The organism is Caenimonas soli (assembly GCF_013155545.1).
Classification (GTDB): domain Bacteria; phylum Pseudomonadota; class Gammaproteobacteria; order Burkholderiales; family Burkholderiaceae_C; genus Ramlibacter; species Ramlibacter soli.
In genome coordinates, this window is the sequence record NZ_JABJVV010000001.1 from 674,919 (window position 1) to 684,565 (window position 9,647).

Below are 9,647 nucleotides of genomic sequence, written 5' to 3' on the forward strand. Positions count from 1 at the left end.
CACGCCGGATCAACCAGTGGCTCCTGCCAGCCACCCGGCAGCATGTGCCTCCGCGAACGTGCGATCTAGGGCTCCTCGGATCAGCGCGAACATCTCGTCGATCTGGGCGCGGGTAATGACCAGCGGCGGCGCGATGATCATCCGGTCGCCGACCGCCCGCATCACGAGGCCGTTGTCGAAGCAGTGCCTGCGGCACACCAGGCCGACCCGGAGCTCGGCGGCGAACGCTTCGCGGGCGTGCGGTTCCCGCGACAGCTGGATGGCCGCCATCAGCCCGCAGCTCTGGACCTCACCGACGATCGGGTGGTCCAGCAGCAGGGCGAGCTGTTCCGCCAGATACGGGCCGGTGTCTTCGCGGACCCGCTGGACCAGGCCTTGCTGCTCGATCAGCTCCAGGTTGGCGAGGCCGACCGCGCAGGCCACCGGGTGGCCCGAGTACGTGAAGCCGTGCTCGAACTCGCCTCCGCGCTCGATCAGTACGCGCGCGACCCGCTCCCCCACCATCACGCCTCCCAGCGGGACATACCCACTGGTGACGCCCTTGGCGAAGGTCATGAGGTCCGGGGTCGTCCCGAACGTCTCGCAGCCCCACCACTGACCCGTGCGCCCGAAGCCGCAGATCACTTCATCGCTGATCAGCAGGATGCCATGGCGGTCGCAGATGCGCTGGATCTCGGGCCAATAGCTGGAAGGCGGCACGACCACGCCCCCCGCGCCCTGCACCGGCTCCCCGATGAACGCAGCGACCTTTTCGGGGCCGAGCGCGAGGATCTTCTCCTCCAACCAGCCGGCGGCGATGACTCCGAACTCCTCGCGGCTCAAGCCCTTGGCCGCGCCGTCCCGATGCGCCCAGTAATGAGGCTGGTCAATGTGGACGATGCCGGGAATGGGCAATCCGCCCTGGGTGTGCATGGCGGCCATGCCCCCGAGCGAAGCGGCCGCCAAGGTCGAGCCGTGGTAGGAATTGAGCCGAGAGATGATCACCTTGCGCTCCGGCTGCCCCATCAGGTCCCAGTAGCGGCGCACCAGCCGTATGTTGGTGTCGTTGGCCTCCGACCCTGAGCCGCTGAAGAACACGTGCCGGAACTGCGCCGGTGTCAGCGCCGCGAGCCGCTCCGCGAGTGCGATAGCCGCCGGAGTCGTGGTCTGGAAGAACGAGTTGTAGTACGGCAGCGTCCGCATCTGCTGCATGGCGGCGTCGATGAGCGCCGCCTGCCCGTACCCGACGTTCACGCACCACAGGCCCGACATGGCGTCGAAGAGGCGCTGATCTTCGCTGTCCCACACGTAAAGGCCTTCGCCGCGCGTGATCACGCGCACCCCTTTTGATGCGAGCGCCTGGTGGTCGGTGAACGGGTGCAGGAAATGGGACGCGTCCGCGGCCTGCCAGTCACGGGTCCTTGCTGTCATTGCTCGACTCCCTCAAACGTGCAGCAGCAGGTGCTCCCGTTCCCACGGCGAGATCACCCTCATGAATTCCTCGTGCTCGAGATCCTTGATTTCCGTGTACACCGTCAGGAACTCCTTTCCGAGCACGTCGGCCAAGTCGTGGTCGGCGCGCAGCAGCGACACGGCTTCGGCCAGGCTGCGGGGGAGCGCGTACGCACTCTGGTAGCCGTCGCCCGTGCATTCCGCCGTGGGCTCGATGCGCTGTTCGATGCCCAGGTAGCCGCAGGCCAGCGTGGCTGCCAGCGCAACGTAGGGATTCGCGTCCGCGCCAATCACGCGGTTTTCCACGCGCCGCGCCTGGGGCGTGGAGACCGGCGAGCGGATTCCGACAGTCCGGTTGTCGACGCCCCACTGGATGTTGATGGGGGCCGCGGTGAATCGGGCCAGGCGGCGGTAACTGTTCACATACGGTGCGAAAAGGGCCATGGCAGCCGGTATGTATTTCTGCAGGCCGCCGATGTACCAGAAGAATTCCTGGCTTGGCGTGCCGTCCTCGTTGGTGAACAGGTTGCGTCCCGTCTCCTTGCTCACCAGGCTCTGGTGCACGTGCATGGCACTACCCGGCTCCCCCGCGATCGGCTTGGCCATGAAGGTGGCGTACATGTCGTGCCGCAGCGCGGCTTCACGAACGATTCGCTTGAAGAGAAAGACTTCGTCGGCCAGGGCCAGCGGAGCCGCATGAAAGAAGTTGATCTCCATCTGCCCGGCGCCGACTTCGTGGATCAGGGTGTCCACGTTCAGCTCCATCTTTTCGCAATAGTCGTAGACGTCCTCGAACAGCGGGTCGAATTCGTTGACGGCATCGATGGAATAAGCCTGGCGGGAGGTTTCCGCGCGGCCACTGCGCCCGATCGGCGCCTTAAGCGGGATATCAGCGTCCGTGTTGCGGGCCACGAGATAGAACTCGAGCTCCGGGGCGACCACGGGCGTCCACCCCTTTCGATCGAAAAGCTCGCAGACCCGGCGAAGCACCGACCGCGGCGCGAACGGCACGAGACGACCGTGGCGGTCGTAGCAGTCGTGGATCACCTGCGCAGTAGGGTCGGCCGCCCAGGGCACGATGCGGACGGTGCTCGGGTCCGCGACCAGGTGCATATCGGCGTCATTGCGGCTGACGACATCGAAATAGGGCCCCTCGCGCGGATACTCCCCAGTGACGCTCATCGCCATGACGACTTCAGGCAGTCGCATGCCGCGGTCTTCGGTGAACTTCTCCCGAGGGAGGATCTTGCCGCGGGCCACTCCGGTGAGGTCGGGCACGAGACATTCGATTTCGGTGACCCGGTGATCGTCAAGCCAGCTTTCCAGCTCTGCAAATTGGATCTGCCGACGATCTTGCATGATGAGATAGTAGCGCGGCCTTGCTGCACGGACGGGTTGATTGCGGGGAACTACCTACTATTTAGATGAGCCACGCCTTGTCCACATCGTGTAACGGACTGTTGAGTCAGTCGTCCCTCGCCGGTTGCCTACCTGCCGCTGCGCGGGCACGATAGTGCTCGATGTTCTTCCTGTGGCCTGAGTACCTCTGGCTGATGCTGGCGCTGCCCCTGCTGCCGGCGGTATACGTCTGGCTGCTACGCCGTCGGCGCAAGTCGGCCGTGCGCTACAGCAGCATCAGCATTGCCCGCGCCGCGTCCGCCGGGCCGCAGTGGCGCCGGCACGTGCCGCCCGCCCTCTTACTGCTGGCCTGCGCCGCGTTGATGCTGGCCGCGGCGCGTCCGATGGCCCGGGTGCCACTGCCATGGGCACGGTCCACCATCATGCTGGCCATGGACGTGTCTCTCAGCATGCGGGTGAGCGACGTCCAGCCGACGCGGCTGGCGGCCGCGCAGGATGCGGCAAAGCTGTTCCTGCGCGACCTGCCCAAGGACATCGAGGTCGGGCTCGTCACCTTCGCCGGCAGCAGCCAGGTCGCGCAGCGGGCGACACTGGACCGCGCCGCACTGGTCGCAGCGATCGATGGATTCCAGATGCAGATAGGCACGGCGGTGGGCAACGCCATCGTGACGTGCCTGGCGGAACTGTTTCCCGACCACGGCATCGACGTCGGCGAGATGACGTTCGGGAGCAAGCAGCGTGGGCGCAGCCTGGACGACAAGGACAGGCCGCCGCCCAAGCAGATCACACCGGTGGCACCAGGCTCGTACAAGTCCGCGGCCGTCGTCCTGCTGAGCGACGGCCGCCGCACCACCGGCGTGGACACGCTGGACGCGGCAAAGATGGCCGCCGACCGAGGCGTACGCATCTACGTGGTGGGGTTGGGCACCGTGGGCGGCCCCGGCGGCATGCCCGAAGGCATGCCCATCTACCTGCAGTTGGACGAACCCACCCTGCGCGAAGTGGCGCGCATGACCGGCGGTGAGTACCACCATGCGGGCACGGCGGAGAAGCTGCGCAGCGTTTACAAAAATCTTGGATCGCAGGTGCAGGTGCAGACACGAGAGACGGAGGTCACGGCGCTGCTGGCGTTGGGGGCGGCGTTGCTTGCGTTGGGGGCGGGGGTGCTGTCGGTGGTCTGGTTTCGGCGGATTACATGACTCGGCTCTTGAGCAACTAGACGAGCTTGGTCAGCACCACATGCGACGCATGGGGCGACGCGACGTGTTCCGTGACGCGAAATCCGAGCTGGAGCAAATCAATTCCTGCCAGCAATGCTTCACCGCTGCCAAGCAGCGTGGGCGAAATCGCCAAATGGATTTCGTCGAGCAGCCCCGCCTGCAGGTACTGCCGCACGGTGGCGACGCCGCCGCCCACGCGCACGTCTCGGCCTTGCGCTGCTTCGCGCGCTCGCTCCAGCGCCTCGTGGATTCCACCGGTAACGAAGTGGAAGACGGTGCCGCCTTCCATCGTGATGGACGCGCGGGGGTGGTGGGTGAGCACGAAAACCGGCACGTGATATGGCGGGTTGCTGCCCCACCAGCCCTTCCACTCGTCGTCGGGCCAGGGGCCGCGCACGGGCCCGAACATGTTCCGGCCCAGGATCCACGCACCCATGTTGTCGAAGCTGCGCCTGGCAAAGTCATCGTCTACCCCAGAGCTACCGCCTTCGCCCCCGCCGAGCATTTCCTTGAACGTACGGGTCGGAAAAAACCATTCGTGCAAGGACTCCCCGCCCACGCCGAGCGGATGCTCCAGGCTTTGCCGGGGGCCGGCGCCGTAGCCGTCAATCGACACCGCGAATGCTTGCACCTTGAGTTTGGTCATGAGTCGTCCTGGATCAGCGCCATGATGTTGCCTTCGCTGTCCTTGAACCAGGCGGCCTTGGCGCCGCCTGCGGTGATGGCTCCGGCCGCGCTCTTCTCTCCCGGCATGTCGTAGTCCTCGAACACCACGCCCTTGGCCTTGAGCGCCTCGATCTCGCGGTCAACGTCGGCGACCGACCAGAACGCCTGGCTGGCCTGCGATGTTCCGGCGTTCGGCGTCGGGTACAGAAAGCATGCCGTGCCCTTGCCGAATTCGTAGACCACGCCGCCGTTGGTTTCCTGGCTGGGTTTCAGGCCCACCTTCTCTTCATAGAACTTTCGCGCCCGCGCCAAGTCCTTGGCCGGGATGTACGCGTACATGGGTGAATCTTGCAGCATGGTGTTCTCCGATTGGCTAGGCGTTGACGATCATCTCGAAGCCGCCGTAGATGAGCCGCTTGCCGTCGAACGGCATCGGGTTGGTTTCCGGCTGCAGCCGTGGATCGGCCATGACCTTCTTCCACCCTTCGTCGCGGACCGCTTTGGAGGGCCAGGTGACCCAGGAGAACACCACGGTTTCATCGTCCTTGCGCTGCACAGCCATGGGAAAGGACGTGACCTTGCCCTCCGGCACGTCATTGCCCCAGCATTCGACAACCTGCAGCGCACCGTGCTCCTTGAACACGACGGCCGCCTCTTGCGCGTGGCGCAGGTACTTGTCCCGATTGGCCGTCGGAACGGCCGCGACGAATCCATCCACATAGTTCATGCGAAATCTCCTTGAACAAGGGCTACGAAATGCAGCCCGTAACCATACGACGAACGACCCGAGCCGGTCTCGACATCTGGTTGTAACGGAGAGTTGCTGATCTGGCGGGCACCGACTAACCGTCGATGCGCGCCTGCTGCTCCAGGAAATCCAGGAAGGCACGCACCCGGGCTGGCAGCCTGCCGCCCTTGCCCAGGTAGACCGCGCTGACCGGCTCCATCTCGCCGGGGTTGTACTTTTCCAGCACGGGCACCAGCCTGCCCGCAGCGATGTCGAGGTGGATGTGGAACAGCGATAGACGCGCCAGGCCCGCACCCGCCACCACAAGTTGGCGGAGCACCTCGCCGTCGCCGGCACGCACGCTGCCCGTGACGGGGATGTGCAGCAGGCGCCCCTTCACGCGCAGCGGCCAGTCGCTGGTGCTGCGGCGGAAGCTGAAGCCCAGCAGCTCGTGCCTCTCCAGGTCGGCGGGTTTGAGCGGTGTCCCGCGGCTCGCAAGGTAGGCCGGCGAGCCGACGATGGCCTGCGCGGTTTCGCCCAGGCTGCGCGCCACCAGCTCGGACGCCGGCAGCTTGCCCCAGCGGATTGCCACATCGGCACGCTCGTCCATCAGATCGACCACGCGGTCGCTGAGCGTAATGTCCAGCGTGACCTGCGGATGCATCTGCAGGAACAGCGGGACCTTGGGGATCAGGTAGTTGCTTCCGAACGGCACATTGGCGTTGACACTGACACGCCCGCGGGGCACGGCGGAGACGGCCGCGCAACGCTCGGCTTCGTCCATGTCGGCAAGCACCCGGACGCTGCGTTCGTAGAACGCGCTGCCCTCGGGCGTGAGCTGCAGCTTGCGCGTGGAGCGATGCACCAACTGCGTACCCAGCCGGGCCTCGAGCCGACCCACCAGCTTGCTGATGGCCGAGGGCGTCATCTCCAGCGCTCGCGCCGCGGACGAGAAACCGCCGCGCTCCACCACCTGCACGAAGGCTTCCATTTCACCGGACCGGTTGACGTCGAGCCGCGGCATGGTGAATTCAGTTCACAAGTTCTTGTCCATTCCGCATTCTAGTCAAAGCCGCCCGAAGCCCGCACAGTTCATGGCATGCCTATCGCCCTCCTCGCCCTCACCGCCGGTGCCTTTGGCATCGGCACCACCGAATTCGTCATCATGGGCCTGCTGTTGCAGGTTTCGGCCGACCTCCATGTGTCCATCGCCGCTGCCGGCCTGCTGATCTCGGCCTATGCGCTCGGCGTGGCTGTCGGCGCGCCGCTGCTGACGGTCGCCACCCGCAAACTGCCGCGCAAGACTGTGCTGCTGGCGCTGATGGCCATCTTCACGCTGGGCAACCTGGCTTGTGCCTTGGCGCCGAGCTACGAATGGCTGATGGCGGCACGCATCGTCACCTCGCTGGCGCATGGCACCTTCTTCGGCGTTGGCGCGGTGGTCGCCACAGGGCTGGTGCCGCCCGAGCGCCGCGCGTCCGCCATCGCCATCATGTTCACCGGCCTGACGGCTGCCACGCTGCTGGGCGTGCCAGCCGGCGCCTGGCTGGGCCTGCACTTCGGCTGGCGCTCCGCATTCTGGGCCGTGACGGCGATCGGCGTGGCGGCGTTCGCGGTGCTGGCGGTATTCGTGCCGCGCACCAGGGGGGATGCCGCACCGGTGGCGCTGCGCCACGAACTGGCGGTACTGGGCCGGCCGCAGGTGCTGCTGGGCCTGGCCATGACGGTGGCCGGCTATGCGGGCGTGTTCGCCGTCTTCACCTATGTGCAGCCGCTGCTGACGCGGATCACGGGCTTGGCCGAAGGTTCGGTTTCGGGGGTACTGCTGCTGTTCGGCGCGGGCATGGCGGCCGGCAACCTGCTGGGCGGCAAGCTGGCCGACCGCGGACCGATCCGCGCGGTGCTGATCACGCTGACTGCGCTGGCCGCCGTGCTGGGCGCGATGCAGCTGGCAATCGCGACGCCTTTTGCCGCCATCGCCTTCTTTGGTGTGCTGGGCGTGGCCTCGTTCGCCACCGTAGCGCCGTTGCAAATGCGGGTGCTGGAAAAGGCGGATGGGGCCGGCCAGAACCTGGCGTCCAGCCTGAACATCGCGGCCTTCAACCTGGGCAATGCCATCGGCGCCTGGGCCGGCGGCGTGGTGATCGAGCGCGGCCCCGGCCTGACCGCGCTGGGCTGGGTGGCTGCGCTCATCACCCTCCTGGGCCTGGGCCTGGCGGCATGGAGCCGCCTGATCGACCGGCGGGACAGCATCGCATGCCCCGCGGCGGCTGGCGCCTGAACTTCTAATCTCACAAAAAGGAAATCATGGAACAACGTTTTCTCGGCCGCTCCGGCTTCAAGGTACCCGCCCTGGGTTTTGGCGCCGGCACTTTCGGGGGGCAAGGCCCGCTGTTCGGCGCATGGGGCAACACCGGCGAAGACGCGGCGCGCCGCATCGTCGATATCTGCCTGGAGGCGGGAGTCAACCTGTTCGACACCGCCGACGTCTACTCCGGCGGCGCCTCGGAGTCCATCCTTGGCGCGGCGGTGCGGGGACGGCGCGACAAGGTCATCCTGTCAACCAAGCTGTCGCTGCGCTCAGGCGACGGACCCAACGAGGTGGGCTCCTCGCGCCACCATCTGCTCGCGGGAACGGATGCCGCGCTCAGGCGCCTGGGCACGGACTACATCGACATCCTGCAGCTGCATGCCTTCGACGCGATGACGCCGGTCGAGCAGGTGCTGGACACGCTGGACGGGCTGGTGCGCGCGGGCAAGGTGCGCTATATCGGCGTGTCGAACTTCTCCGGGTGGCAGCTGATGAAGTCGCTGGCGGCGGCCGACCGACTGGGCCTGCAGCGCTATGTGGCCCACCAGGCGTACTACTCCCTGATCGGCCGCGATTACGAGTACGAGCTGATGCCGCTGGGACTTGACCAGGGCGTGGGGGCCATCGTCTGGAGCCCGCTGGGCTGGGGCCGCCTGACGGGCAAGGTGCGGCGCGACCAGCCACTCCCGCCAGGAAGCCGCCTGCACGAGACGGCGGGCTTCGCGCCGCCCGTAGACGATGAACGTTTGTACCGGGTGGTGGATGCGTTGGACATCGTCGCCGCGGAAACTGGCAAGACCGTGCCACAGATCGCGCTGAACTGGTTGCTGCGGCGCCCCACGGTGGCCAGCGTGCTGGTCGGTGCGCGCGACGAGGCGCAGCTCAGGCAGAACCTGGGCGCGCTGGGCTGGGAGCTCACGGGCGAGCAGGTGGCCCTGCTGGATGCGGCGAGCGCGGTGACGACGCCCTATCCCTACTATCCCTACTGGAACGGGCAGTTCTCCGAGCGCAGCCCGGCACCGGTCTGACAAACATACTGGATATGCGCGCTGGCGTATGGAGTTGGGCTGTAGATGAGCGAGACTACCTCAATGCCCAACGCGCAAACTCTTCATATCGACAGACTGCGAGCTTTGCCGAAGGCAGAGGTTCATGTCCATCTCGAGGGCTGCTTCGAACCGAGCGTTCTCGAGCAATGGGCAACGCAGGCGGGCGTGCTCATGCCCAGGCCTCGCGAACGTTTGTTCGAGTTCAAAGGCTTGGCGGACTTCCTGCATTTCCTCGACTGGGCTTGTGGCCTGGCCTCGACCCGCGAACGCCTGGCCGAACTGAGCTACGGCTTCAGCAAGCGGCTCGCCGACGGCGGTGCAGGCTACGCAGATGTGATCGTCAACCCGACCCACTGGACGGCGTGGCACGGTCGTCTGCCCGACATGATCGACGCGATCGATGCCGGTTTCACCGCCGCAGAACAAGACGGGCTTCCGCCAGTGGGCCTGTGTGTCAGCCTGTTGCGCACGCAATCGTCGGGCGCCGCGGCCGAACTGGTCGACACGCTGGTGGCTCTGCGACATCCGCGCGTCGTGGCGCTCTCGATCGACGGCAACGAGGCTGCCGCCGGCCGCACCGGCCCGCGTTTCGCCGAGGCGTTCCGACGCGCAGGTGGGGCGGGGCTTCGCCGCACCGTGCATGCCGGCGAGTCCAGTGGCCCCGAGGGCGTGCGGGACGCCATCGAACTGCTCGGTGCCGATCGCATCGATCATGGCGTGCGAGCGATCGAAGACCCCGGGCTGGTCGAACTGTTGGTCGATCGGCAGATACCGCTGGGCATCTGCCCGACTTCCAATCTGACGTTGGGCGTCTACCCCTCCATTGAGGATCACCCCATCGATCGCCTGCGCCGTGCAGGCGTCGCCGTGTCCATCAACACCGA

10 protein-coding genes are annotated in these 9,647 nt (G+C 66.4%); 4 read left to right on the forward strand and 6 right to left on the reverse strand.

What is annotated here, in order from left to right; genetic code table 11:
• Window positions 1-9: 9 nt before the first annotated feature.
• Together HNE04_RS03375 and HNE04_RS03380 are read right to left on the reverse strand one after the other, a co-directional pair.
• Entirely contained in the window at window positions 10-1,410 is a 1,401-nt protein-coding gene (locus HNE04_RS03375) for an aspartate aminotransferase family protein (RefSeq protein ID WP_172216699.1), read from the reverse strand.
• A 12-nt stretch (window positions 1,411-1,422) separates the two neighbouring features.
• Window positions 1,423-2,790, reverse strand: a complete 1,368-nt coding sequence (locus HNE04_RS03380; RefSeq protein ID WP_172216701.1) for a glutamine synthetase family protein — start codon at window positions 2,788-2,790, stop codon at window positions 1,423-1,425.
• Between the two features lie 161 nt (window positions 2,791-2,951).
• On the opposite strand from HNE04_RS03380, the gene HNE04_RS03385 reads away from it, so the two are divergent.
• Window positions 2,952-3,989 (forward strand): VWA domain-containing protein, encoded by a 1,038-nt coding sequence (locus tag HNE04_RS03385; RefSeq protein WP_172216703.1) that lies wholly within the window; start codon window positions 2,952-2,954, stop codon window positions 3,987-3,989.
• A gap of 16 nt (window positions 3,990-4,005) precedes the next feature.
• On the opposite strand, the gene HNE04_RS03390 is transcribed toward HNE04_RS03385, so the two are convergent.
• From HNE04_RS03390 to HNE04_RS03405, 4 genes are all read right to left on the reverse strand, one after another.
• On the reverse strand, window positions 4,006-4,656 hold the full coding sequence (locus HNE04_RS03390) for a dihydrofolate reductase family protein (protein ID WP_172216705.1): 651 nt from the start codon (window positions 4,654-4,656) through the stop codon (window positions 4,006-4,008).
• Entirely contained in the window at window positions 4,653-5,033 is a 381-nt protein-coding gene (locus tag HNE04_RS03395) for a VOC family protein (protein WP_172216707.1), read from the reverse strand. The genes HNE04_RS03390 and HNE04_RS03395 overlap by 4 nt, the downstream gene beginning before the upstream one ends.
• A 16-nt stretch (window positions 5,034-5,049) precedes the next feature.
• A complete protein-coding gene (locus tag HNE04_RS03400; RefSeq protein ID WP_172216709.1) occupies window positions 5,050-5,403 on the reverse strand; it encodes a DUF1428 domain-containing protein in 354 nt (117 codons plus the stop codon).
• A gap of 115 nt (window positions 5,404-5,518) precedes the next feature.
• On the reverse strand, window positions 5,519-6,427 hold the full coding sequence (locus tag HNE04_RS03405; protein ID WP_172216710.1) for a LysR family transcriptional regulator: 909 nt from the start codon (window positions 6,425-6,427) through the stop codon (window positions 5,519-5,521).
• 75 nt (window positions 6,428-6,502) lie between these two features.
• On the opposite strand from HNE04_RS03405, the gene HNE04_RS03410 reads away from it, so the two are divergent.
• The 3 genes from HNE04_RS03410 to HNE04_RS03420 form a co-directional block, all read left to right on the forward strand.
• The gene (locus HNE04_RS03410; RefSeq protein WP_172216712.1) at window positions 6,503-7,684 is read left to right on the forward strand and encodes an MFS transporter; all 1,182 of its coding nucleotides are present in this window, start codon (window positions 6,503-6,505) and stop codon (window positions 7,682-7,684) included.
• A 26-nt stretch (window positions 7,685-7,710) separates the two neighbouring features.
• Window positions 7,711-8,742 (forward strand): aldo/keto reductase, encoded by a 1,032-nt coding sequence (locus HNE04_RS03415; protein WP_172216714.1) that lies wholly within the window; start codon window positions 7,711-7,713, stop codon window positions 8,740-8,742.
• 63 nt (window positions 8,743-8,805) lie between these two features.
• Window positions 8,806-9,647: adenosine deaminase family protein (locus HNE04_RS03420; protein WP_172216716.1), on the forward strand; the 842-nt coding region annotated here is incomplete at its 3' end.

What these genes read in the sequence shown, in the direction of transcription:
- HNE04_RS03375 (WP_172216699.1), bottom strand. Translation starts at nt 1,410, where the DNA reads ATGACAGCAAGGACCCGTGACTGGCAGGCCGCGGACGCGTCCCATTTC.
- HNE04_RS03380 (WP_172216701.1), bottom strand. Translation starts at nt 2,790, where the DNA reads ATGCAAGATCGTCGGCAGATCCAATTTGCAGAGCTGGAAAGCTGGCTT.
- HNE04_RS03385 (WP_172216703.1), top strand. Translation starts at nt 2,952, where the DNA reads ATGTTCTTCCTGTGGCCTGAGTACCTCTGGCTGATGCTGGCGCTGCCC.
- HNE04_RS03390 (WP_172216705.1), bottom strand. Translation starts at nt 4,656, where the DNA reads ATGACCAAACTCAAGGTGCAAGCATTCGCGGTGTCGATTGACGGCTAC.
- HNE04_RS03395 (WP_172216707.1), bottom strand. Translation starts at nt 5,033, where the DNA reads ATGCTGCAAGATTCACCCATGTACGCGTACATCCCGGCCAAGGACTTG.
- HNE04_RS03400 (WP_172216709.1), bottom strand. Translation starts at nt 5,403, where the DNA reads ATGAACTATGTGGATGGATTCGTCGCGGCCGTTCCGACGGCCAATCGG.
- HNE04_RS03405 (WP_172216710.1), bottom strand. Translation starts at nt 6,427, where the DNA reads ATGCCGCGGCTCGACGTCAACCGGTCCGGTGAAATGGAAGCCTTCGTG.
- HNE04_RS03410 (WP_172216712.1), top strand. Translation starts at nt 6,503, where the DNA reads ATGCCTATCGCCCTCCTCGCCCTCACCGCCGGTGCCTTTGGCATCGGC.
- HNE04_RS03415 (WP_172216714.1), top strand. Translation starts at nt 7,711, where the DNA reads ATGGAACAACGTTTTCTCGGCCGCTCCGGCTTCAAGGTACCCGCCCTG.